This window comes from Caulobacter mirabilis (genome assembly GCF_002749615.1).
GTDB classification, from domain to species: Bacteria; Pseudomonadota; Alphaproteobacteria; order Caulobacterales; family Caulobacteraceae; genus Caulobacter; species Caulobacter mirabilis.
On sequence record NZ_CP024201.1, the window covers coordinates 871,500 to 895,513 of the forward strand.

The window sequence follows — 24,014 nt, forward strand, 5'->3', positions numbered from 1 at the left end:
CATGTTCGCGCGCTTCTTCATCGAACGGCCGATCTTCGCCTGGGTCGTCGCCATCGTCATCATGCTGGCCGGCATCGTGGCCATCCGCACCCTGCCGGTCGCGCAGTACCCGGATGTCGCGCCGCCCAGCGTCAACATCAGCGCCAACTATCCCGGCGCTTCCGCCCAGGCGCTCGAGAACAGCGTGACCCAGGTGCTGGAACAGCAGCTCACCGGCCTGGACGGGCTGCTTTACTTCAGCTCCTCGTCCAGCTCCTCCGGGCGGGCCTCGATCACCGCCACCTTCCGGGCGGGGACGGACCCCGACACCGCGCAGGTGCAGGTCCAGAACAAGGTCGCCCAGGCCACCAGCCGTCTGCCGACCGAGGTCCAGCAACAGGGGGTGACGGTCAGCAAGGCCAACAGCGACTTCCTGATGCTGGTGGCCCTCTACGACGAGAGCGACAAGCGAACCGCGGCCGACATCGCCGACTACATGGTCACCAACCTCCAGGATCCGCTCAGCCGGGTGGAGGGCGTCGGCTCCTACCAGACCTTCGGCTCGCAGTACGCGATGCGTATCTGGCTCGATCCGTCGAAGCTGGCCGCGGTCGGGCTGATCCCGTCGGACGTGGCCAACGCCGTGCGGGCCCAGAACACCCAGGTGTCGGCCGGCACCCTGGGCAGCCTGCCCGCGCCGCCGAACCAGCAGCTGGTCGCCACGGTGACCGCCCAGTCCCGTCTGCAGACGCCGGACGAGTTTCGCGAGATCCTGCTCAAGACCCGTCCCGACGGTTCGCAGGTCAAGCTCAAGGACGTCGCCCGCGTCGAGCTGGGCGACGAGAGCTACGGCTTCATCAGCCGCCTGAACGGCCATCCGGCCTCGGGGATGGCGATCCAGCTGGCGCCCGGCGCCAACGCCCTGGCGACGTCAGAGCGGGTGAAGGCCACGGTCGACGCCATGGCCGAGAACATGCCGGCCGGCTACAGGATCGCCTATCCCGTCGACAGCACCGCCTTCATCAAGATCTCCATCGAGGAGGTGGTGAAGACCCTGGTCGAGGCGACGGTGCTCGTCATCCTGGTGATGTTCCTGTTCCTGCAGAACTGGCGCGCCACCCTGATCCCGGCCATCGCGGTGCCGGTGGTGCTGCTCGGCACCTTCGGCGTGCTGGCGCTGTTCGGCTACTCGATCAACACCCTGACCCTGTTCGCCATGGTCCTGGCCATCGGCCTGCTGGTCGACGATGCCATCGTCGTGGTCGAGAACGTCGAGCGGGTGATGTCCGAGGAGGGGCTGCCGCCGTTCGAGGCGACCGTGAAGTCGATGGGCGAGATCACCAGCGCCCTGTTCGGCATCACCGTCGTGCTGTCGGCGGTGTTTCTGCCCATGGCGCTGTTCGGCGGGTCTACCGGCGTCATCTACCGGCAGTTCTCGATCACCATCGTCGCCGCCATGGCGCTGTCGGTGCTGGTGGCTCTGACCCTGACGCCGGCGCTCTGCGCGACCCTGCTCAAGCCGATCGAGCACAAGAGCCACGACAAGGGTTTCTTCGGCTGGTTCAACCGCAACTTCGACCGCGGCGTCGGTCTCTATGTCGGCAGCCTGACCAAGAACATGGGCCGGCCGATCCGGTTCGTTGTCATCTACGGCGCGCTGGCCGTGGTGCTGGCCCTGCTGTTCGTGCGGATGCCGACCGGCTTCCTGCCGACCGAGGACCAGGGGCGGGTGATGGTGCAGGTGACCCTGCCCACCGGCGCCGCCATCTCGCGGTCCAACGAGGCCAACCTGGCCCTGGAGAAGCACTTCCTCCAGGACGAGAAGCACAACACCGACGCCATCTTCACCCTGTCCGGCTTCAGCTTCGCCGGCGCCGGACAGAACGCCGGCATGGCCTTCATCTCGCTGAAGGACTGGAAGGAGCGGAAGGGCAAGGACAACAGCGCCGACGCCATCGCCGGCCGGGCCATCGGCGCCCTGTCCACCGTTCGCGACGCCAGCATCTTCGCCCTGACCCCGCCGGCGATCTCGGGCCTGGGTCAGTCCAACGGCTTCACCTACGAGCTGCTGGCCGCGCCGGGGATGAGCCGCGACGAGCTGCTCGGCGTCCGCAACCAGCTGCTCGGCGCCGCCAACCAGGACTCCGAACTGCAGGGCGTGCGGCCCAACTCGCTGGAGGATACGCCGCAGCTGCATGTCACGCTCGACAACGCCAAGGCTGCGGCGATGGGCCTGTCGCAGGCGGACATCAACAGCACCCTCAGCGCCGCCTGGGGCGGGAGCTACATTAACGACTTCATCGACCGCGGCCGGGTCAAGCGCGTCTTCATGCAGGGCGAGGCGGACACCCGTTCCAAGCCCGAGGACCTGGGCCGCTGGTTCGTGCGCGGGTCGTCCGGCGCGATGACGCCCTTCTCGGCCTTCGCCACCACCGACTGGGTGACCGGGCCGGACAACCTGACCCGCTTCAATGGCCGGACCTCGTTCGAAATCCAGGGGCAGGCGGCGCCCGGCGGCAGCTCCGGCCAGGCCATGGCCGCGATGGAGCGGTTGACCAAGGCGCTGCCCGGCGGCGTCGACTTCGCCTGGAGCAGCCTGTCCTACCAGGAGAAGCTCTCCAGCGGTCAGGCGCCCCTGCTGTACGGCGTCTCGCTGCTGGTCATCTTCCTCTGCCTGGCGGCGCTCTACGAGAGCTGGTCGATCCCGTTCTCGGTGATGCTGGTCATTCCGCTGGGGATCATCGGCGCCGTCGTGGCGGCGACCCTGCGCGGCCTGGAGAACGACATCTACTTCCAGGTCGGCCTGCTCACGACCATGGGCCTGTCGGCCAAGAACGCCATCCTGATCGTCGAGTTCGCCGAGGCCGCCGAGAAGCAGGGCAAGGACCCGTTCGACGCGGCGGTGGAGGCGGCGAGGCTGCGCCTGCGACCGATCCTGATGACCTCGCTGGCCTTCATCGCCGGGGTGATCCCGCTGGCCATCTCGACGGGGGCGGGGGCGAACAGCCGCATCGCCATCGGCACGGGGGTGATCGGCGGCATGCTGACCGCCACCGTCCTGGCCATCTTCTACGTGCCCTTCTTCTTCGTCTTGATCCGCGGCCTGTTCCGCAGCCGCCGCAAGCCAGCCGTCGCCGGGGAGGCCGTCTGATGCGTATCCGACCGCTCATCCTCGCCCTGCCGGCGCTGGTCCTCTCGGCCTGCGTCTCGATGGACCCGCGCTACGAGCGGCCGGAGGGCGCCGTCCCGCCGGCCTTCCCGACCGGAGCCGCCTACGGCCCCCAGGCCGATGGCGCGACCTCGGCGACCCAGATCGCCTGGCGCGACGTGGTCGTCGACGAGCGGCTGCGGGCGGTGATCGACAGCGCCCTGGCCAACAACCGCGACCTGCGCGTCGCGGCGGCGAACGTGGCGGCGGCCCAGGCGCAGTATCGCGTCCAGCGCTCAGCCCTGCTGCCGACCGTCGGGGCCAGCATCGACGGGACGATCCGCGGCGGCGACGAGGTCGACCAGACCCGCAGCTACACCGCCGGCCTGGGCGTCACCGCCTGGGAGCTCGACCTGTTCGGCCGTGTCCGCAGCCTGACCCGCGCCGACCAGGAGAGCTACTTCGCCAGCGAGGAGGGCGCCCGCGCCGCCCGCGTCAGCCTGATCAGCCAGACCGCCACGGCGTGGCTGACCCTGGCCGCCGACCGCAGCCTGCTGGCGCTGGCCCAGGAGACCCGCGACAACGCCAAACGCGCCATGGACCTGACCCAGGGCCGCAAGACCGCCGGCGTCGCCTCGCGCCTGGACGTGCGGGCGATCGAGACCACCTACCGCCGGGCCGAGGCCGATGTCGCGAGCTACACCGCCGCCGTGGCCCAGGATCGCAACGCCCTGGAGCTGCTGGTCGGCGCGCCGGTCGACGACGCCCTGTTGCCGGACGGCCTGCCGCGGGATGCGGGCCCGCTGGCCGAAGTTCAGGCCGGGGTGTCCTCGTCGGTGCTGCTCCAGCGCCCGGACGTGCTCCAGGCCGAGCATCAGCTGAAGTCGGCCAATGCCGATGTCGGCGCGGCGCGGGCGGCCTTCTTCCCGACCCTCAGTCTGACCGGCAACGGCGGGGTGGCCAGCAGCGCCCTGTCGTCGCTGTTCGACGGCGCCGGCGCCTGGACCTTCGCCCCATCCGTGGCGATGACGATCTTCGACACCGGAGCCAAGGGCGCCCGTCTGGGCGCGGCCAAGGCCCAGCGCGAGGGCGCCGTGGCGACCTATGAGAAGACGGTCCAGACCGCCTTCCGCGAGGTCTCCGACGCCCTGGCCCGGCGCGGGACGATCGACGCCCAGCTGCAGGCCCAGACCGACTTCCGGACGGCGGCGGCCGACACCGACCGCCTGGCCCGCGCCCGCTACGACGCCGGCCTGGACGGCTACCTGGCCAGCCTGGAAGCCCAGCGCACCCTCTACGCCGCCGACCAGGCGCTGATCGGCGTCCAGCTGATCCGCTACAACAACCTGGTCACGCTTTACCGGGTCCTTGGCGGCGGCGTGCGCTAGCCGTCCCGGCGACGGCGCAGGGGGGCGGTCGCGCAGCGGAAGGCGCCCTCCAGGTCGGCGTGGGCGGTGAAGGCGACGGGCACGACCTTCAGCCCGCGGGCCGTCAGCGTCTCGGCCAGGGCCCTGTGGCGGCGCTGGACGACGATGGTCTCGGGATCGAGCATCAGGATGTTGCCGCCCATCTGCCGCCGCGTCTCGGCGTCGATGTCGATGAAGTCGTAGCGGTTCAGCGGCTCGGGCAGCGGGTCCTGCAAGGCTGGGCGGTGGATGATCCCGCGCCCCGGCCCGGTCAGGGTCATGCAGCAGTCCAGATGCAGGATGCTGGCCTCGCGCAGGCGCACCGGCACGACCTGGGCCCGGCTTCCGAGCCGCTGCTGCAGCCAGGTCGCTCCGGCCAGATTGCTCGCATACTTGCCGATGCCGACGTAGACGTAGGGCCAGTCGAGGATGACGTCGCCGCCCTCGAGGCAGGCGTCCTCATCGGTCAGCGTCGACACGTCGGCGCCCTCGTCCGCCAGCGCGGCGATCCGCGGGTGCAGGCCGCGGTTCTCCTTGCGCCGCATGCCGATCTGAAGGCGCCCCTCGATCAGCTCGGAACCCACCGCCATCAGCGGGTCGCGCGAGAACATCTGGCCCAGGCCCAGGGGTTCGTCGGGCGTGGGATGGACGTCGTCCGGCCGCAGGATCTTCACGCCATGGCGGTCCAGCACCTCGGCGAAGGCGTCGAGTTCGCGAACGTAGCGCCGGCGCAGGAAATCCGGAACGCGCAAGCCGCCGGTCAGGCCATAAAGCGTCGCCTTGAACAGCCGCTCGCCAAGCGAGCGCCGGCTCTCGGCCTCGATCGGATGGGGGCCTGGAAAATAGACGGATGAGGCCGTCCCGAGGACCGTCTCCTCCAAGACGCCCCACTCGTCGTACACGCAGATCCGGCTCACGTAGTGTCACTCCTGGTCTGTTGATCGTCGGTCGATCGGGAAACGGGTTCGGGGGAGGGCGCGACGCGGCGCCGTCGGCGGACGCCGATGCGCGCCAGCAGCCGCGCCGCGGCCGGCAGGGAGTCGGAGGCGTAGAGGGCCCAGGCGGCCAAGCCGATCTCGAACAGCCGGTCGCCGAGCGGGTTCGCGAGCATCGGGATCGGGACGAGGGGATCGGAGGCCTGGCTGACCAGCCGCCAGCCCATCTCCAGGAAGATGATCCAGCCGGTGAGCGGCGCGAACGACCGCGGGGCCAGGAAGGCGGCGTTGAGGAGCTGGTAGATCGCATCGGCGAACCTCGACAGCACCAGGCAGGTGAACGGGTCGGGGCAGGAAGCGACCACGCCTTTCAGACCCAGTCTCCAGAGGTTCAGCGTTCCCGCGATCACAAGCGTCGCCGCCAGGCCGAGCCGCAGGGTGCGCTGCAGTCCAGGCGCTCGCCGCTCGACCGCCAGGACGACGATCCAGGCGGTCAGCGTCGACAGCAGGAGCAGGGCGGCGAAGCTCACGGACGGGGTTCCTTCGCACGATCTCTAAATGCGAACGATCATTCGCTCTCGTATTTGACGATGCGGGGGGCGTCAAGCTACTGACGGTGTCAGGAAGGCGCTGGACGCGCCGACGGGAGCCGGTTCGTGAGGACGGCCGATCAAGCCAAGCGGGAGGCCAAGCGCGCCTTCATCCTGGAGGCCGCGCAGGCGCGGTTCGCCGAGAGCGGCTTCCACGCCACGGGGATGGCCGAGATCTGCGCCGCCGTGGAGATGAGTCCGGGGACGCTCTACCGCTACTTCAAGGGCAAGGACGAGATCGTCCGCGCGATCATCGAGCGCGACCGGCAGGAGCTCGTCGCTCTGGCGTCAGGCGTTGGTCGTGGTGAAGACGTCGTGGCCTCGGTCGTCAGGCTGGCCGGGGAGACCCTGCGCCGGGCGGCCGAACCCGGCTACGCGCGGATCGCCGCCGAGATCCTTGCCGAGGCCGGGCGCGACCCGGCGATCGGCGCGCTCTACCGCCGGACAGACGCCGAGATCCTCGACGCCCTGGAAACGGCTCTGGCGACGGCGGCGCGACGCGGCCAGGTCCGGGCTGACCTCGACGCCAGGATGGCGGCGCTCTGGCTGACCGCCCTGGCCGACGGCGCGGTCGCTCGTTTCGCCTTCGACCCGGCCGCGGACCCCGAAACGCTGTTGCCGCCCCTGGAGCAGATGATCCGGGGGTTCCTGAAGGCGGGCTAGGGCTGGAGGCTATTCGCCCCGCTGGAAGGTGATGCCCATCTCCTCGACGTCGAGGTCGCGCTCCAGCTCGTGGAGCACCTCGTCCTCGATATGGCCGGCCCGATGCAGCCGGATCAGCTCCTCGCGGCTCCCGGCGATCGCGGCCAGGAGGATGTCGAAGTGGGGTCGGAGCTTCTCCATGGCGGCCGCCGCGTCCTGGGCGTAGCGCTCGACGTACTCCACCCTTCGCCGATGCTCTTCCAGGAGCATGGGATGGATCAGTTCGCCGTCCTCGCCATAGGCCAGCTTCTCGACGACCTCCATTCGGGCGCGGGCCATCGCGGCCTCGGCCGCGGGCATGTCCATGCGCGCGGGCGGGTCGGTGTCGACGGGCCGGACCCGGCGCACCAGCCAGCCCAGGCTGGAGCCCTGCGCCACGACCGTCACGAAGACGACGGTGAAGGCGCAGACCAGCATCAGGTCGCGGCCCGGCGTATCCAGCGGCAGGGTCAGCGGCACCGCCACGGTGACCACGCCCCGCATGCCGGCCCAGCCGAGGATGGTCGACTGCCGCCAGCCCAGCGGCCGGGCCGTCTTCAGGCCGGCGCGATGGGCGATCTTCAGGATGGCTTCCGATCCGAAGACCCAGACGAAACGGGCGAGCGTCAGGGCGAGCACGACGCCGATCACCGCGTAGACCATGGGCGGCGGAATGGCCTCGATGCCGCCGATCCGATCGATGACTCCGCGCAGGGAGAAGCCGATCAGGATGAACACCAGCGCCTCCAGCACGAAGACCGTGATCCGCCAGACCGAGCCGCCGAGGAGGCGGACATCCGCGGAGAGGAGCGTGTGCTGGTTCCAGCCCATGACCAGGCCGGCCGCGACCGTCGAGATCACGCCCGATACATGGACGGCTTCGCCGGCGAGATAGGCCGCCCAGCCCAGCGCCGTCGTGGCGACCACGATCAGCATTCGGTCGCGCAGGTAGCGCACGGCGAAGGACCAGGCGAGGCCGACGGCCACGCCGACCGCCACGCCGCCGATCGCCACGATCCCGAAGCTCGTAACCGCGTCGCCGGCATGGAAGACGCCGCTCAGGGTGGCGGCGACGGCGAACCGGACGAGGATCAGTCCGGTAGCGTCGTTGAGCAGGCTCTCGCCTTCGAGCAGCGCCGTGAGCCGGCGGGGCAGGCTGACGCCCTTCAGGACGGCCCGCGCCGACACGGCGTCCGGCGGCGAGACGATGGCGCCCAGGGCGAAGCAGGCGGCCAGGGGCAGCTGCGGCAGAATCCAGTGCACGACCAGCCCGACGACCAGGGTCGTGAACACCACCGCGCCGACCGCCAGGGACAGGATGCCCGCCAGATGCTGCCGAAATCGTCCGAGCGCCGTGAAGTAGGCGCCATCCATCAGCAGGGGCGGCAGGAACAGCACCAGCGCCAGCTCCGGATCGAGCGAGATGGCCGGCAGGCCCGGCGCGAAGGCCAGGGCCCCGCCGCCCACCAGCAGCGCGGCGGAAGGCGGAAGTTTCAGCTTCAGGGCCAGCCAGTAGAGGCCGATCACCAACGCCAGGAGGGCGAGAATGAGCTCGAACGTGTCGACGCCATGCATCAGGGCGGCCCCCGTGAGTTTCGCTCCGGGATGGTGCTAGCGCTCAGGGGCGGAAATCAACCGGGGTCGTCTAGCGTCCGGGCGTCAGCGTCAGGATGCGCTCCGTCACGGCCTCCACCGCCGGACGCGAATAGCTGAGCGGCACGAACTCGCCCTTGGCCCACAGCGGGAAGAGATCGCGGAAGTGAGGACTGGCCGGGTCGCCTGACTGGCCGGGCGTGTTGATGGTCACGCTGTTGTCCCAGGCCCCGACGTCCAGGACCATCCGGAACGACGCGCCGGAGACGACGCGGAAGGTGTCGGGACGCCACCCCGCGGCCTGCGGGGAGAGGCCGGTTCCCGACAGGGGCGCCGGACCCGCCGACAGCGCCTCGCGCTCGGCCGCCGGGGCGAGCGGGGACAGGGCGTGCTCGAAGTGCGCCTGGTGGAGCTTGCCCCAGGCCCAGGCCTTGGGATCGGAGCCCAGTCGTCGCGCGACATCGTCGTAGGCCGCGACCAGGCTCTGGCGCAGCACTTCGTCACGGGCCTGGACCGGCAGGGTCGAGTCCGGGTGTTCCAGCAGGTCCATCACCGCGGCGGTGTCGCCGCGCGCCACCACCTCGCGGACGGCCTGCGGCGTCGCCCGGACCACCGTCGCGGGGCCCAGGAAGTTGCCGACCCAGACCTCGTAGAGGGCCGCGCCGGCGCTGTCCGCCTCTGTGCGATGGTCCCAGCCGCGCAGCAGGGCGAGCGCCGCCGCCAGCTTCGGCTCGTCGGCCTGGATCGGCGCCAGCAGCGCGACCATCCGCCGGGCGGTGACGTTGGTGGTGTCGGTCTGCAGGGCCATGGCGTCGGCCAGGGTCAGCTTGTCCTTGGCGGCTAGGACCTCGGTGATCCGCGCCATGCGCGCGTCATTGGCCCATTCGAACCCCACCTTGCGCTCGGCGTAGGGATAGCCGTCGGGCAGGTTGAACTGGTTGGCCGAGGCGAACCAGCCGCCCTTCGGATTGTGGGCGCTGGGCAGCTCGTCGATGGTCAGGAAGCCGGTCCACTCGTACCGCCCGTCGCCGGGGACCGGCAGCAGCCCGTCCCAGCCCGGTCGCTTGGGGACCTTGCCGGCCGCAACCCAGCCGATCTCGCCCTTCGTATCGGCGTAGACCTGGTTCTCGGACGGCGCCCCCCAGTTGGACAAGGCGTCCTTGAACGCCGGCCAGGTCTTGGCGGTCATGTAGCCCATCGAGCCGAAGTAGGCCGACGTCCCCGGCTCGCTCCAGACGCTGCGGACGGCGAAAGCGCGGTCCTTGTCGACCTTCACCACCGGTCCATGGCGGGTGAACTTGAGCTCCACCTTGCGAGGCTGGGCCTCGCCCTTGACCGCGATCTCCTCGACGACGGTTCGCATCGGCTCCCAGCCGTCCTTGTAGCGGTAGGCGTCGCCGCGGGTCTCGTAGACGTAGAGGTCCTCCTGGTCGGCCGGGAAGATGGTCAGGCCGAAGGCGATGGTTCCGTTGTGGCCGATCGAGACCCCCGGCAGGGCCGGCTCGCCGGCGCCGATCACCGAGAAGCCCGGGGCCTCCATATGGACGATGTAGCGCAGCGACGGCGCGCCGTGCTCGCGGTGCGGATCGTTGGCCAGGATCGGCCGCCCGGTGGCGGTCCGCGACCCCGCCACGGTCCAGTTGTTGGAGCCGATGGCGTCGGGCGGGATCTCCAGCATGGCGGTCTGGGCCGGCGGTCCGGAGAACTTCACGCCGCTGGTGGCCAGTTGATAGTCGGCCAGAACGTCGGCGGGCACGGCGCAGGGGTCGAGGCCGGCCGGGACCTTGGTCTCCCACTTCGGCTCGATGTCCCGGTAGAGGCGCGCCGCTTCCAGCCCGGCGGCGCAGGCGATCCTGGCGCGCCCGACTTCGTTGGCGACGTTGCGGGTCAGGCCATGGCTGCGGATCCGGACCACGTCCTCGGCCGCCCAGAGGTCAGGAGTCGTTCCGGCGATCCGGAATTCAGTCGGCAGCGGCCGCCGGCCGGCGCGGACCTCGGCGATATAGGCGTTAAGGCCGGCGACGAAGGCCTCCGTATTATCCTTCGCGCCCGGACCATAGGCGTTCCATTCGGCGGCCATGTCGCCCCGGTAGAGGAACAGCCGCGCGGCGCGATCCTGGGCGGCGTAGGCCGGGCCGAAGTCCCTGGCCAGCAGGCCCAGGCCGCGCTTTCGCCAGAGGTCGACCTGCCACAGCCGGTCGCGCGCGACGTTGTAGCCCTGCAGGAAGAAGGCGTCGCGGACGCTGGCGGCGTAGATGTGCGGGATGCCCCAGCGGTCGATGCGGATCTCGGCCGGCGCGGCCAGGCCGGCGACGCTGTGCGTCTCCCGGCTCGGGGCGGCGAGGGCGGACGTGGCGGTCAGGGCGGCGACGCCGGCCAGGACGAGGCGGGAGGCCCGCCGCGAACGCCGCTTCGAGACCCGTCCGCCGTCCGGTTGGAATTTCAGTCGCACGACGCACCCCCACTCAACGCTGAAGGCCGCCATAGTCGCGTCGTCGGGCGCAGATCGAAAGCCTGTTTTGCGCCGTGAGCGGAGGATCGCCGTGCTTCGGTCCCGAGGAGGACTGAAGCACGGACGACCCATTGATGGCTGGATGGACCCTAGCGTCCGCTCAGCGTGAGCGAGGCGAGATCGAGCTTGAAGCGTCCGCCTGCGTCCGCCGGCGGCTGCATCGTCGAGGCGAACAGCATCACCGGTCCGACCAGGCCGGCGGGAAGCTCAAGCCTGCCCTCGGCGGACGTGCGGACCCGATGGCGGACGCCGTCCCGGCCGACGACGACCGCCGGATAGTCGGCGAGCGGCGCGCCGCCCGCGAGCAGGACGAAGGTCTTCGCCGAGCCCTTCGCCGCGACGAACTCCAGTCTATGGCCCAGCGCCTGCGTCGGATCGCTTCCACCGTCGCAGCGCTCGACACAGACGAAGGCCTTGGCGAAGCGGGTCGAAAACGCCTTCAGCACGCGCGGCTTCGGCATCGCCTCGACCGCCTTCGCGGCCTCGGGGCTGACCTGGTATTCCTCCAGGAGGCCATGGATCCGGGCTTCCGGATACTCGACCTCCCGCGTTACCGCGCGCGCCGAGAGAACGGCCAGGCCCGGCGCATGGCCCATGAAGTGCGCCTTCATGGACTTGGGGCCGGGGCCGTCGGCCTTGAACACCGCCTGCGGGGTTCCGGAGACCTGCAGTTCGGCGATGCGCTCGGCCGCAACGGCGATCTCCGGTTCGGGGAACTTGCTGGCGATGGTCACGTCCACCGGCAGGGATTGGTGCGGAGCTGTCGTGAACGCGCTCGGCAGGATGAAGAAGTCGTGCGCCGAGGCGCTGGAGGCGACCATGGCCGCCAGGCCGACGCCGGCCAGGAACGCCTGCGTCTTGCCCAAGAACGGAGAGAGTTTGCGGTTCATTTTGATGGTCCTGATCCTGTGAAGAGCGGTCGGCTTAGAACTTGGCGGTCAGCCCGACGTAGTAGCGGCGACCGATCAGGTCGTAGGTGGATGGGTCGGTGTTGGAGGCGATCGCGGGCGTGTAGATCGGCGGCGCTTCGTCGGTCAGGTTGTTCACCCCGGCGCGAAGCGACAGGACCTCGTTGACCTTCCAGGACCCGCTGGCGTCGAAGTAGTGGATCGCGTCGATGGTCTGGGCGCGGTTGTTGAAGTTCTCGACCGCGCCCTGGTAGCGCCACCGCACGCCGAGGTTCAGCGGGCCGTGGATCCAGTTCGCGGACGTCAGCAGCTTCCACTCCGGCAGGGTCAGGCCGAAGGCGTTCGAGATCGTGCCTTTGCGGTCGGTGAAGGGGCCGCCGGGGATGTCCTGGCGCTGCCATTTCAGGAGCTTGGCGCCGGTCATGTTGAAGGCCAGCGCGCCCCAGTCCGGCGCGCCGATGTCCGCCAGGTTCAGGCGCCAGTCGACCTGGAAGTCGATCCCCGTGGTTTCGAGCGTGCCCAGGTTGGCGTTGGTCTCGAGCGTATTGGTGATCTGGCCCGAATTCGGATCCCGGCTGAACAGCTGGCAGAAGAAGTTGTTCGGGTCGTACTTCGGGTTCGAGACGCCGTCCTGATTGTAGCAACGGCGCAGCTGTTCCGTGACCGAGACCGTGCCGACGACCTGCTCGATGGTGATGTCGTAGTAGTCGATCGACCCCGACAGGTGGCTCAGCCAGGGGTTCGAGAACCGCGACTGCCAGGAGACGCCGACGGTGAAGGAGTCGGCGGTCTCCTCCTGCAGGTCGGGATTGCCGCCGGTGACGCCGACGACCTGCGAGTTGGAGAAGGTGTAGGCGTCGATCACCTGATTGGGCACGCTCTGCGCCAGGCACAGGGCCCGAACGCCCTCCGCACCGGCGGCGCCCGGCGCGCGATAGGCGCCGCGGATGTCGCACGGATCGCCCGAGAACTGGCGCACGCCGGTCGAGGACACCGGTACGCCGATGGACGGGAAGGCCAGGTTCCGCGGTCCGAACAGTTCGCCGATCGACGGCGCCCGGACGGCCCGCTGGACGCCGCCGCGGACCCGCAGGCCGTCCACGACCTCCCAGTTCGCATCGACCTTGTACGAGCTCACGCGGCCGATCGAGTCGTAGCTCGAGACGCGGTAGCCGAGGTTGGTCTCCAGGTTGCGCACGAAGGGCAGGTCGCGGGCGAGCGGGATCAGGACCTCGCCGTAGCCTTCATAGACCTTGTCGGCGCCGGAGAGCGGCTGGCCGGCGGCGCCCGCCAGTTCCGGACCCGTGACCCCGTTCAGGGTGAAGGTGCTCGTCAGCAGAGTGTCGGGCTCGAACCTGTAATTCTGCTCGCGATAGGAGCCGCCGAGCGCGACGCGGACCTCCCCGGCCGGCAGGGTGAAGGCGCCGCCTTGCAGGTTCGCCTCGAGGACGCGCTGGTCGGTGACCGTCGTGTTCCGGGCGACCCGGCTGATGTAGCTGATGCAGGAGGCGCTGAGCTTGGTTTCGCCGAACGGGTTGAAGCCCCCGGCGCAGGTCGAGGCGCCGCCGTCGCTGGCGTCGAGCAGGCGCTGGACGGCCGACCGGGACAGATAGCCGGTGTAGGTGGTGCCGTTGTCCACCCGGCCGTAGGCGAGGTAGGCGTCATAGGTCCAGTCGCGGAGACCCAGGTCGCCGCGGACGCCCGTGGTGATCTGATAGACGTTGTAGCGCTCCAGCTGTTGGCGCGCGCCCAGCATGTTGAAGCGCTTGTCCAGGCGGAACGAGCCCGCCGGATCCGGGCGCGAGTCCAGCACCGCCCGCAGTTCGGCGGGGATGAAGGGGTTGGTCGACGGCACGCGGAAGCCGGTGTTCGGTCCGGTGGCCGGATTGGAGGCCAGCGAGTTGCCGCTCTCGTACTGCGAGAACATGACGTCGGCGTAGACTTCGACCGCCGGATTGATCTCGTAGCTGGCCGCCCCGTACATGTTGTACCGGGTCTGCGGGATGATCATGTAGTTCAGCTCGCCCGTATTGTAGGCGAAGTCGGTCTGCTGCAGCGGGCCGGGCGTCCGGAAGCCTTCGTAGTCGAGGCCGCCTGGACTGACGTAGTCGCGCGCGCCCTGGTAGGCGAAGAGGGTGCCGTCGTTGTTGAAGCCGAAGGTGTTGCCCCGGGCCGCCCCTGGAACGGCCGCTGAGACGGCCGCCGCGGTCGGCAGGTTGGTCGCGTCGAAGACCGTTGAACCCAGCGGCGAGGTGCCCGCGAAACCCGAGATCGCCAACGGCCGGCGCGCCGCGTTGTAGACGCTGTCCCGTTCCGAATAGCTGAGCGACAGGACCGCCCGGCCGCGACCGTCGGCGATGTCGCCGCCCATCGTCAGACTGACCGCCGTGGTCGCCGCGTCGCCGCGATCGGACTGGCCGTACTGCAGGTCCAGCTGAACGCCTTCGAACTTGTCGTTCACCAGGAAGTTCAGGACCCCGGCCACCGCGTCCGAACCATAGGTCGACGAGGCGCCGCCCGTGATCGTCTCGATGTTCGCGATCAGCGGCGTGGGCAGCAGGTTCAGATCGACGACCGACGACGCGTTCGACGGAACGACCCGGCGGCCATTCAGCAGGACCAGGGTGCGGATGGCGCCGAGACCGCGCAGCTGCACGTTGGCCTGGCCGGCCGTGTTCGGACTGTTCGAGGCCGCGTTCCCCGCCGCCGTGAACTGCGGCAGGTCGTTGATCAGGCTCTCGATGTTGATCGAACCCGTCGCCTGGAAGTCCTCCTGGGTGACCGTGACGATCGGGCTGTTGGCGACATAGTCCTTCCGGGCGATGCGCGACCCGGTGATGACGACTTCCTCGACCTGGGCGTGTTCGCCTCGGTCCTGTGGCGCGGCGGTCTCCTGGGTCAGTGCGGCCGCGGGCGCGGCGATCAGACTAGCGGAAGCGAATGTCGCCAGACTGGCGATGAACGACGAGCCGAGTAGTCGGCGTCGGTATGCGGCGTCGGCCAAGATGCTGTTCCATGAGCTTATGTTATGGGCCGAGTTTTCCTGGCCCCCCTAAGCTCGTGTACGCGGGGATACTGATCCGCCCTCAGATCATGGGAATCTTTTCGGATCGCGACCGGCCGGCCTCCTGGGGGGCTCGACGTCGCCCATGCAACCGCCGTCTCGCTGGGCGCAGACCTCCCAGCCGCCGCCGAGCGCCTTGTAGATGCTGACGACGGCGAGCCGCTGGTCGGTGCGGGCGACGGCGAGCGAGCGCTGGCTGGCGAAGTCGGATCGTTCGGCGTCGAGCACGTCGAGATAGTCGCCTTCGCCGCCCGCGAACCGGAGGCGGGCCAGGCGCGCGGCCTCCCGGCTCGCGGCGGCTTCCTGAAGGCGCGACCGAAGTATCATGCTCGCCGCGCCGTAGGCCTTGAAGGCGTCGTCGGTCTCCCGAAGCGCGAGCAGCACGGTGCGATCATAGGCGATCAGCGCTTCCCTCGCGCGGGCCTCGCTGGCCGCGATCCGGGCGCGCACGCGACCTGAATCCAGAAGCGCCCAGCGGAGGATCGGGCTGATGAACCAGGAGTCCGCACCCGGGCCGTCGATTGCATCAAGGCTTCCCGCCAGCAGTCCTATGGATCCCTGAACCTCGATCCGCGGATAGAGGTCGGCCGTCGCCGCCCCGATCCGCGCGGTCGCGGCCGCGAGACGCCGTTCGGCGGCCGCGATATCCTGGCGCCGCGCCAGAAGCTCGCCGGGATTGCCGACGGCGATCGTTTGGACCGTCAGGGCTTCGCGGGACGGCGCCGCGAGGGGCGGCCTGAACGCTTGCGGGGTTTCGCCGACCAGGACCGCCAGCGCATTGGCGGCGGCGGCGCGGCGGCGCTCCAGTTCGGGCGCGGCCGCCTCGACGTCGCGCAGGAGCGTTTCAGCCCGCAGGCGGTCGAACGCCGTCGCCGCGCCCGCGGCCTGCAGGCGTTCTGTCACCTGCAGGCTCTGGCGCTGGCTGGCGCTGATCTCGCCGACCATCGCGAGCTCCGCCTCGGCGCCGCGCAGCTCGAACCAGACCGCCGCGACCTCCGCGGCGACGCTGGCCTGCACGCCGCGCAACAGCGCCTCGCGCGAACCGACCTCCGCCGTTGCAGCCTCGGTCGACCGCCGCACCCGCCCGAACAGATCGATCTCCCAGGACGCGTCGACCACGCCGCGATAGGTCTCGATCTCCGCCGGGCCGCCGGCGGATCTCTCGCTCTGGCTGCGCCGACGCCGCTCATGGCTTGCCGCGACGCCGCCGGAGGCCAGGCCGTCGCGGCGGGTTTCGCGGAGCAGGGCGCGAGCCTCTTCGACGCGCGCGGCGGCGATCCCGACGTCCAGGTTGGCGGCGAGCGCCCGTCGGATCAGCCCATCCAGCATCGGCTCGTCGAAGGCGCGCCACCAGGTCGCTTCGACGGCGTCCGGGCTCACGCCCGATGGGGCTTCGCCGAAGCTCGTCGGCGTCGCCATCGGCGGCGGCGAATAGTCCGGTCCGACCGCGACACAGCCGCCAAGCAACAGGACGACGCCCAGAACCGGGAGAGATGAAGGCGACAGGCGCATCACAGCGTGATCTCCCCGATGCGCGACTCCGGTCGCGGCGTCCTGCGTTTGAAACGGACCGTCAGCCGGCGCATGAGCACGTAGAAGACCGGGGTCAGGAAGAGGCCGAAGAGCGTCACGCCGAGCATGCCGGCGAAGACCGCGACCCCCATGGCCTGGCGCATTTCGGCCCCCGCGCCGGCGGCCAGCGCCAGCGGAACGACCCCGGCGATGAAGGCCAGCGAGGTCATCAGGATCGGACGCAGTCGAAGACGGCAGGCCTCCACGACCGCATCGAGCGGAGACAGTCCCTCGGCTTCCCGGGTGCGGGCGAACTCGACGATCAGGATGGCGTTCTTGGCCGCCAGTCCTACAAGCACGACCAGGCCGATCTGCACGAAGACGTTGTTGTCGCCGCCGGTCAGCCATACGCCCGCGATCGCGCTGAACAGACACATCGGCACGATCAGGAGGACCGCCAGGGGCAGCGACCAGCTGTTGTACTGGGCGGCGAGGATCAGATAGGCGAGCAGCACACAGAGCGGGAAGATGAACAGCGCCGAGGCTCCCGCGAGCTTCTGCTGGTAGGTGAGATCCGTCCACTCGAAGGCCATGCCTTCCGGCAGGGTTTCGGCGGCCAGGCGCTCCATCGCCGCGACCGCCTGGCCGGAACTGACGCCCGGCGCTGGCCCTCCCGAGATGTCGGCTGAAGGATAGCCGTTGTAGCGGATGACGCGATCCGGCCCGGAGCTCGGCGTGACCGAGACCAGGGCGGACAGGGGCAGCATGTCGCCGGCGGCGTTCCTCACCTGCAGCCGGCCGATGGCCTCGGCCTGCATGCGATGCTCGGCCTCGGCCTGGGCCGTCACCTTGTAGGTGCGGCCGAAGCGGTTGAAGTCGTTGACATAGAGCGAGCCGAGATAGACCTGCAGCGCTTCGAAGACGCTGGAAAGGCTCACGGCCTGGGCCTTGGCCTTGGTGCGGTCGACCGAGACCTCAAGCTGCGGCGCATTGACGTCGAAGCTGGTCATCAGCCCGCCCGCCTGTCCGGACTCGGTCGCCCTCGCCATGAGCGCCTGGGTCTGCTGCGCCAGGGCTTCGAGGCCGTGGCCGCCGCGATCCTCGACCTGCATCTTGAACCCGCCCGTCGCGCCGAGCCCCGGGACCGGCGGCGGCGGAAAGACGCCGAGGAAGCCGTCGGGGATGGTCGCGAACTTTCCCTGCAGGCGACCGGCGATGGCGGTCGCCGCGAGGTCGGGCGACGTGCGGTCCTCGAACGGGTCGAGCATGACGAACATCACCGCGGCGTTCGGCACGTTGACGAAGCCGTTGATCGAGAGGCCCGGGAAGGCGACGACGCTTTCGACGCCGGTTTCCGCGAGCGCGATCTTGGACATCTGCTTCACCACAGCCTCCGTGCGGTCGAGCGAGGCCGAGTTCGGCAGCTGGGCGATCCCCACCAGGTAGTACTTGTCCTGCATCGGCACGAAGCCGGGCGGAACGACTTTGAATCCGAGGAAGGTGAGGCCGAGGAACCCGACGTAGATCAGAACCGCCACGCCGCCGACGCCGACGATCTTGCGAACCGCGCCGCCGTAGGCTTCCGGCGTCCGCCGGAACGGCCGGCCGAGCGCGCCGAAGATCGGGTCGAGGCGCCCCCGCAGGCTTCGTGGGTCCAGGTGGGGCCGGATCTTGCGCGGCCTGAGCAGCAGGCTGGCCATCGCCGGACTGAGGGTCAGCGAGCTGACCGCCGACAGGATCGTCGAGATGGCGATGGTCAAGGCGAACTGGCGATAGAACTCGCCCTGGAGGCCGCTGAGGAAGGCGGTCGGAATGAAGACGGCGGCCAGCACGGAGGTGATCGCGATGATCGGGCCGGTGACCTCGTCCATCGCCAGTCGCGCGGCCTCGGCCGGCGCCTTGCCGTCCTCGATGTGTCGCTCGACGTTCTCGACGACCACGATCGCGTCGTCGACGACGATGCCGATCGACAGGACCAGGCCGAACAGCGACAGGGTGTTCAGCGAGAACCCCATCAGATGCATGATGGCGAAGGTCCCGATCAGCGACACCGGCACGGCCACCAGGGGGATGATCGAGGCCCGCCAGCTGCGCAGGAACAGCACCACCACGATCACGACGAGGACGATGGCTTCCAGCAGGGTCGTCGCCACGGCTTCGAGCGACGCCCGGACGAACAGGGTCGGATCGTAGGCGATGCGCGAGGTCAGCCCCTCCGGGAACCCGCCTTCGAGGCGGCTCATCGTCTCGCGCACCGCCTTGGAGACATCGAGCGCGTTGGCGCCGGGGCTCTGGATGATCTGGAGCGCCACCGCCGGTTCGCCGTCGAGCAGGCTTCGCAGCGCGTAGGCGTCCGCCCCCATCTCGATACGAGCGACGTCGCGCAGGCGTGTCACCTGGCCCGCTTCGCCCGCCTTGATGACGATGTCGCCGAACTGCGCCTCGTCCGTCAGCCGCCCGAGCGTGTTCACCGTCACCTGGAACGCCGCGGTGGCGTCGGGCGCCTGGCCGACGGAGCCGGCCGCCACCTGGACGTTCTGCTCCCGGACGGCGGCGATCACCTCGCCGGCGGTGAGCCCCCTCGCGGCGATGAGGTCCGGGTCCAGCCACAGCCTCATGCTGTATTCGCCCGCACCCCAGACGAGGACGTCGCTGATCCCGGGGATGCGGGCGAGCTCGTCGCGAACCTGGAGGTAGGCGTAGTTGGAGATGTACAGCGGGTCGTAGCGTTTGTCCGGCGACAGCAGGTGGACGACCATCAGGACGTCGGGCGAGGTCTTCTGCGTCACCACGCCCTGTCGCTGCACCTCGTCGGGCAGCCGCGGCAACGCCCGCGAGACGCGGTTCTGCACCTGGATCTGCGCGATGTCCGCGTCCGTGCCCTGGGCGAAGGTGACGGTCAGGATCATCCGGCCGTCAGTGGCCGACTGCGAGGACATGTAGAGCATGCCCTCCACGCCGTTGATCGCCTGTTCGAGCGGCGCGGCCACCGTCTCGGCGATGACCTTGGGATTGGCGCCGGGATAGGCCGCCGTGACCTGTACGGTCGGCGGCGTCACGGCCGGATATTCGCTGAGCGGCAGGCGGAAGAAGGCGACCCCGCCGCCGATCACGATCAGGACCGAAAGCACGATCGCGAAGATCGGCCGGTCGATGAAGAAGCGCGGAAAGCTCATGGGCGGACTCCTTCGCCGGCCTTCGCCGCCGGCTTCAGGGGCGAGCCGTCGATGGCGACCGGCTGCGGGGTGACCTGCATGCCGGGCCGCACCAGGCCCTTGACGACGATCCGCTCTCCCGGACGTAGGCCCTGCTCGACGATGCGCAGGCCGCCGACCACCGGGCCGAGGTCCACGGGCCGGTATTCCGTCCTGTCGTCCGCGCCGACAATGAGCACGTAGCGGCGGCCCTGGTCGGTTCCGATCGACTGGTCGGAGACCAGGATCCTTGGCTGCGCGGCGCCGGTCTCGAGCCTGACCTTGGCGAACAGGCCCGGCGTCAGCGCGCCGTCCGGGTTGTCGATGGCGGCGCGGATGCGGACCGTTCCCGTGCCGCGATCTGCGGTGTTTGACAGGAAGTCGACCCGTCCCGGCCGCAGGTAGTCGGCGTCGTCAGCCAGCGCGACCATGACCTTCGGGGCCGCTTCGCTGCTGCGGCCCGCCTGGGCGCGCATCGCCGCGAGCGAGCGCAGGTAGGTGCGCTCGTCGACGTCGAAGTAGACATACAGCGGGTCGATCGAGACGATCGTCGTCAGCGGCGTGGCGCCGTCGGCGACATAGGCGCCCTCGTTGACGAGCATCTGGCCGACGCGGCCGCTGATCGGCGCGGCGACCCGCGTGAAGCTCAGATCCAGCTGGGCGGCGTTCACGGCGGCCCGGGCGGCGGCGACCTGGGCCTTGCGGGTTTCAAGCGTGGCGATCGCCGTGTCCAGGCGCTCGCGCGCGATGACCTTCTGGGCGAACAGCTGCTCGGCGCGGGCGTGCTCGGCCCGGGCCAGCGCCAAGCCGGCCTCGCTCTCACGCAGGCGGGCCGAGGCGGCGTCGAGCGAGGCTTGAAACGCCCGCGGATCGATGGCGAACAGAGTACGGCCTTTCGGGACGAACTGTCCCTCGGGCACGCTGACGTTCTGGATGTAGCCGGAGACGCGCGGCCGCAGCTCGACCTGCCGTGTCGCGGTGAGGGATCCCGTGAATTCGGCAAAGGGCGTGGTCGGCCGCATCAGGACCTGGGCCACGGGAACGGTCGGCGGAGGCGTGGCCGCGCCGGCGGGCGCAGGCGACTTGCATCCGGCGACGGCGAGCACGGCGCCGGTCGCCGCGGCGACCAACGCCAGGCGGTTTGCTGTCATCAATTCTGCCTTTCGCGGCCCCGACGGGAACCGCCATTTCTGGAGCGGGAGCGGATCTCGTTTCCGTTCGTGCGGTTTCCACCGCTCGGAAGGTCAAGCCCGTTTTTTCGGGGTCGACCCGCAGGCGCGCTCGAGGCGGCGGCCTGACGCTGGCGGCTATCGCCGCGCCCTCGCGCGCGACCATGAACTCCGCCGGACGGCCGCCGGGTCGTCCGCAGGCTTCCGGATTTGGGTTGGACACAGAAATCGAAATCACGCCCATTGACCTTCCAGGAACTGGAAGCCTTAGAGCTCTGGCCGAACGATCACGAGAGACCCAGTTCCATGAACGCTCCCCTGACTCCTGCCGGCGTCGCCGGCCGACAGAGCTTCCCGATCGCCGGCATGACCTGCGCCTCCTGCGTGCGCCGCGTCGAGCTCGCCATCGGCAAGGCGCCGGGCGTGGCGGCCGCGACCGTCAATCTGGCGACCGAGACCGCCGACGTGACTTTTGACGCGCAGGGCGATCCCGCCGCGGTGATCTCGGCGATCGAAGGCGCCGGCTACGAGGTTCCCGCCGAGACGACGGACGTCGAGATCGAGGGCATGACCTGCGCTTCCTGCGTGCGCCGGGTGGAGCTCGCCATCGCGGCGGTTCCGGGCGTGCTCAAGGCCTCCGTCAACCTCGCCACCGAACGGGCGACGATCGAGACCCTGGCCGGCGCCGCGCCGCGGGCGGCGATCGACGCGGCGATCCGTAAGGCCGGCTACACGCCGCGCCATCGCCAGGACGCCGCCGCAGCAACGGACAGCCGCGAGGCGGCCCGCGACCGCGAGATGTCCCATCTGAAGCGTGACCTGGCCGTAGCCGGCAGCCTGACGCTGCCGATCTTCGTGCTGGAGATGGGCTCACATGCCATTCCGGCTCTGCACCATTGGCTGGTGATGACCGTCGGCCAGCAGCCGCTGTATCTCGCCTTCTTCGTGCTGGCGACGATCGTGCAGTTCGGCCCCGGCCTTCGGTTCTACCGCAAGGGCGTGCCGGCCCTGCTGCGCCTGGCGCCCGACATGAATTCGCTGGTCGTGCTCGGCTCGACCGCGGCCTGGGCCTATTCGGTGGTCGCCGTCTTCGCTCCCGGCGTGTTTCCGTCCGGAACGGCCAACGTCTACTTCGAGGCCTCGGCCGTCATCATCACCCTGATCCTGCTGGGCCGCATGCTGGAGGCGAAGGCCAAGGGCCGCACCAGCGAGGCGATCAAGCGGCTGGTAGGCCTGCAGGCCAAGTCGGCCAGGGTCGAGCGGAACGGCGTCTTCGTCGACACGCCGCTCGAGGACGTCGTCGCCGGCGATGTCGTCCAGGTGCGTCCCGGCGACAAGATCCCTGTCGACGGCCTGGTGCTGTCCGGCTCGTCCTTCGTCGACGAGGCGATGATCTCGGGCGAGCCGATCCCGGTCGCGAAGGGCGAAGGCGCCGAGGTGATCGGCGGCACGATCAACAAGACCGGCAGCTTCACCTACCGCGCCACCAAGGTCGGGGCCGACACCCTGCTCGCCCAGATCATCCGCATGGTCGAGACCGCCCAGGGTTCGAAGCTGCCGATCCAGGCGCTGGTCGACAAGGTCACGGCCTGGTTCGTGCCGGCGGTCATGGTCGCCGCCGCCGCGACCTTCCTGGTGTGGCTGGTCTTCGGCCCGCAGCCCGCCGCCGCCTTCGCCCTGGTCAACGCCGTGGCCGTCCTCATCATCGCCTGCCCGTGCGCCATGGGCCTGGCGACGCCGACCTCGATCATGGTGGGCGTCGGACGCGCCGCCGAGCTGGGCGTCCTGTTCCGCAACGGCGAGGCGCTGCAGTCGCTGAAGTCGACCCAGGTGGTCGCGCTGGACAAGACCGGCACCCTGACCGCGGGCAAGCCGGTCATGACGGACCTGGAGATCGCCAAGGGCTTCGATCGCGCCCAGGTCCTGGCGATGGTCGCCGCCGTCGAGACCCAGTCCGAGCATCCCGTCGCCGCGGCGATCGTCGCCGCCGCCGAGGGCGAGGGCCTTCCCATCGACGCGGCGCAGGCCTTCGACGCGATCCCAGGGTTCGGCGTCACCGCCTTGGTCGCGGGACGTCGCGTCGCGGTCGGCGCCGATCGCTACATGGCCCAGCTGGGCGTCGAGGTGCAGGCCTTCGCCGAGACCGCCGTCCGGATGGGGGGCATGGCCAAGACGCCGCTCTACGCCGCGATCGACGGCCGGCTGGCGGCGATCATCGCCGTGTCCGACCCGATCAAGCCGTCCACCCCGCAAGCGATCCGCGCCCTGCACGAGATGGGCCTCAAGGTCGCGATGATCACCGGCGACAACCGTCGCACGGCGCAGGCCATCGCCGACCAGCTGGGCATCGACGAGGTCGTCGCCGAGGTGCTTCCCGACGGCAAGGTCGAGGCGGTCAAGCGCCTGCGTCAGGGCGGCCGCGCGGTGGCCTTCGTCGGCGACGGCATCAACGACGCGCCGGCCCTGGCCGAGGCCGACGTCGGCCTCGCCATCGGCACCGGCACGGACGTGGCCATCGAAAGCGCCGACGTGGTGCTGATGTCCGGCGACCTGCTCGGCGTGAGCAACGCCATCGCGCTGTCCAAGGCGACCATCGCCAACATCCGCCAGAACCTGTTCTGGGCTTTCGCCTATAACGCCAGCCTGATCCCGGTGGCGGCGGGCGTGCTCTATCCGATCAGCGGGACGCTGCTGTCGCCGATGCTGGCGGCCGGCGCCATGGCGCTGTCCAGCGTCTTCGTCCTGGGCAACGCGATGCGGCTTAAGCGCTTCAGGGCGCTGGCGCGCGAGGCCGCCGGCGGCCTTCCGGCCCCGGCGACCGGCCACTGGCCGCGCCGTTGACCTTCCAGACGCTGGAACCCAATTCCTGACCGACGACGAGCGGAGACCGCGACATGAACATTGGAGCCGCAGCGGAAAAGTCGGGCCTGCCGGCCAAGACCATCCGCTACTACGAGGACATCGGCCTGTTGCAGGCCGACCGCGCCAGCAACGGCTACCGCGACTACTCGATGGCGGACGTGCATCGCCTGCGCTTCCTGCAGCGCTCGCGCAGCCTGGGGTTCTCCGTGGAGGAGTGCCGTCAGCTGCTGTCGCTCTACAGCGACAAGGATCGCGAGAGCGCCGACGTGAAGGCGATCGCCAACATCAAGCTGGTGGAAATCGACCGCAAGCTCGCCGAGCTGACCGAGCTTCGCGACACGCTGCGCCATCTGGTCCGCAACTGCCATGGCGACGACCGTCCGGACTGTCCGATCATCGAAGGGCTGTCCGGGAGGGACCTGGCGCGCTGACCAGCGGCCGTGGCGCGGCGTCCGGCGCCA

The 24,014-nt window shown here is 69.8% G+C and carries 14 protein-coding genes; 5 read left to right on the forward strand and 9 right to left on the reverse strand.

Annotated elements, in window-relative coordinates; all coding sequences use genetic code 11:
- Nucleotide 1: 1 nt before the first annotated feature.
- Nucleotides 2-3,130 (forward strand): efflux RND transporter permease subunit, encoded by a 3,129-nt coding sequence (locus CSW64_RS04255; RefSeq protein ID WP_099620936.1) that lies wholly within the window; start codon nt 2-4, stop codon nt 3,128-3,130.
- Nucleotides 3,130-4,515 (forward strand): efflux transporter outer membrane subunit, encoded by a 1,386-nt coding sequence (locus CSW64_RS04260; RefSeq protein WP_099620937.1) that lies wholly within the window; start codon nt 3,130-3,132, stop codon nt 4,513-4,515. The genes CSW64_RS04255 and CSW64_RS04260 overlap by 1 nt, the downstream gene beginning before the upstream one ends.
- Here CSW64_RS04260 and CSW64_RS04265 read toward each other — a convergent pair.
- Nucleotides 4,512-5,450, reverse strand: a complete 939-nt coding sequence (locus CSW64_RS04265; protein ID WP_099620938.1) for a dimethylarginine dimethylaminohydrolase family protein — start codon at nt 5,448-5,450, stop codon at nt 4,512-4,514. The two genes, CSW64_RS04260 and CSW64_RS04265, sit on opposite strands and share 4 nt — an antisense overlap.
- Nucleotides 5,447-5,998, reverse strand: coding sequence for a hypothetical protein (locus tag CSW64_RS04270; protein WP_099620939.1), 552 nt, complete (start codon nt 5,996-5,998; stop codon nt 5,447-5,449). Before CSW64_RS04270 ends, CSW64_RS04265 begins: the two co-directional genes overlap by 4 nt.
- A gap of 126 nt (nt 5,999-6,124) precedes the next feature.
- Between CSW64_RS04270 and CSW64_RS04275 the strand changes: the two genes are divergently transcribed.
- Nucleotides 6,125-6,721, forward strand: coding sequence for a TetR/AcrR family transcriptional regulator (locus CSW64_RS04275; RefSeq protein WP_099620940.1), 597 nt, complete (start codon nt 6,125-6,127; stop codon nt 6,719-6,721).
- Nucleotides 6,722-6,730: 9 nt separating this feature from the next.
- Here CSW64_RS04275 and CSW64_RS04280 read toward each other — a convergent pair whose 3' ends face one another.
- The 7 genes from CSW64_RS04280 to CSW64_RS04310 form a co-directional block, all read right to left on the reverse strand.
- The gene (locus CSW64_RS04280) at nt 6,731-8,314 is read right to left on the reverse strand and encodes a Na+/H+ antiporter (protein ID WP_099620941.1); all 1,584 of its coding nucleotides are present in this window, start codon (nt 8,312-8,314) and stop codon (nt 6,731-6,733) included.
- 70 nt (nt 8,315-8,384) lie between these two features.
- Nucleotides 8,385-10,784: a penicillin acylase family protein gene (locus CSW64_RS04285; RefSeq protein ID WP_216361229.1), complete on the reverse strand. Its 2,400-nt coding sequence runs from the start codon at nt 10,782-10,784 to the stop codon at nt 8,385-8,387.
- A 149-nt stretch (nt 10,785-10,933) separates the two neighbouring features.
- Nucleotides 10,934-11,734, reverse strand: a complete 801-nt coding sequence (locus CSW64_RS04290; protein WP_099620943.1) for a DUF4198 domain-containing protein — start codon at nt 11,732-11,734, stop codon at nt 10,934-10,936.
- Nucleotides 11,735-11,768: 34 nt separating this feature from the next.
- A complete protein-coding gene (locus CSW64_RS04295) occupies nt 11,769-14,756 on the reverse strand; it encodes a TonB-dependent receptor domain-containing protein (RefSeq protein WP_099620944.1) in 2,988 nt (995 codons plus the stop codon).
- Nucleotides 14,757-14,843: 87 nt separating this feature from the next.
- A complete protein-coding gene (locus CSW64_RS04300; RefSeq protein WP_099620945.1) occupies nt 14,844-16,328 on the reverse strand; it encodes an efflux transporter outer membrane subunit in 1,485 nt (494 codons plus the stop codon).
- A complete protein-coding gene (locus CSW64_RS04305) occupies nt 16,328-19,504 on the reverse strand; it encodes an efflux RND transporter permease subunit (RefSeq protein WP_099620946.1) in 3,177 nt (1,058 codons plus the stop codon). The genes CSW64_RS04300 and CSW64_RS04305 overlap by 1 nt, the downstream gene beginning before the upstream one ends.
- Entirely contained in the window at nt 19,501-20,673 is a 1,173-nt protein-coding gene (locus tag CSW64_RS04310; RefSeq protein ID WP_099620947.1) for an efflux RND transporter periplasmic adaptor subunit, read from the reverse strand. Before CSW64_RS04310 ends, CSW64_RS04305 begins: the two co-directional genes overlap by 4 nt.
- Before the next feature lie 324 nt (nt 20,674-20,997).
- On the opposite strand from CSW64_RS04310, the gene CSW64_RS04315 reads away from it, so the two are divergent.
- Both CSW64_RS04315 and cueR read left to right on the forward strand, forming a co-directional pair.
- Nucleotides 20,998-23,532, forward strand: a complete 2,535-nt coding sequence (locus CSW64_RS04315) for a heavy metal translocating P-type ATPase (protein WP_099620948.1) — start codon at nt 20,998-21,000, stop codon at nt 23,530-23,532.
- 53 nt (nt 23,533-23,585) lie between these two features.
- Nucleotides 23,586-23,984, forward strand: a complete 399-nt coding sequence (cueR, locus tag CSW64_RS04320) for a Cu(I)-responsive transcriptional regulator (RefSeq protein WP_099620949.1) — start codon at nt 23,586-23,588, stop codon at nt 23,982-23,984.
- The last annotated feature ends 30 nt before the right edge of the window (nt 23,985-24,014 follow it).

Coding starts and splice junctions, on each gene's coding strand:
- CSW64_RS04300 (WP_099620945.1), bottom strand. CDS start 16,328: ATGCGCCTGTCGCCTTCATCTCTCCCGGTTCTGGGCGTCGTCCTGTTG.
- CSW64_RS04315 (WP_099620948.1), top strand. CDS start 20,998: ATGAACGCTCCCCTGACTCCTGCCGGCGTCGCCGGCCGACAGAGCTTC.
- CSW64_RS04255 (WP_099620936.1), top strand. CDS start 2: ATGTTCGCGCGCTTCTTCATCGAACGGCCGATCTTCGCCTGGGTCGTC.
- CSW64_RS04305 (WP_099620946.1), bottom strand. CDS start 19,504: ATGAGCTTTCCGCGCTTCTTCATCGACCGGCCGATCTTCGCGATCGTG.
- CSW64_RS04310 (WP_099620947.1), bottom strand. CDS start 20,673: ATGACAGCAAACCGCCTGGCGTTGGTCGCCGCGGCGACCGGCGCCGTG.
- CSW64_RS04260 (WP_099620937.1), top strand. CDS start 3,130: ATGCGTATCCGACCGCTCATCCTCGCCCTGCCGGCGCTGGTCCTCTCG.
- cueR (WP_099620949.1), top strand. CDS start 23,586: ATGAACATTGGAGCCGCAGCGGAAAAGTCGGGCCTGCCGGCCAAGACC.
- CSW64_RS04280 (WP_099620941.1), bottom strand. CDS start 8,314: ATGCATGGCGTCGACACGTTCGAGCTCATTCTCGCCCTCCTGGCGTTG.
- CSW64_RS04290 (WP_099620943.1), bottom strand. CDS start 11,734: ATGAACCGCAAACTCTCTCCGTTCTTGGGCAAGACGCAGGCGTTCCTG.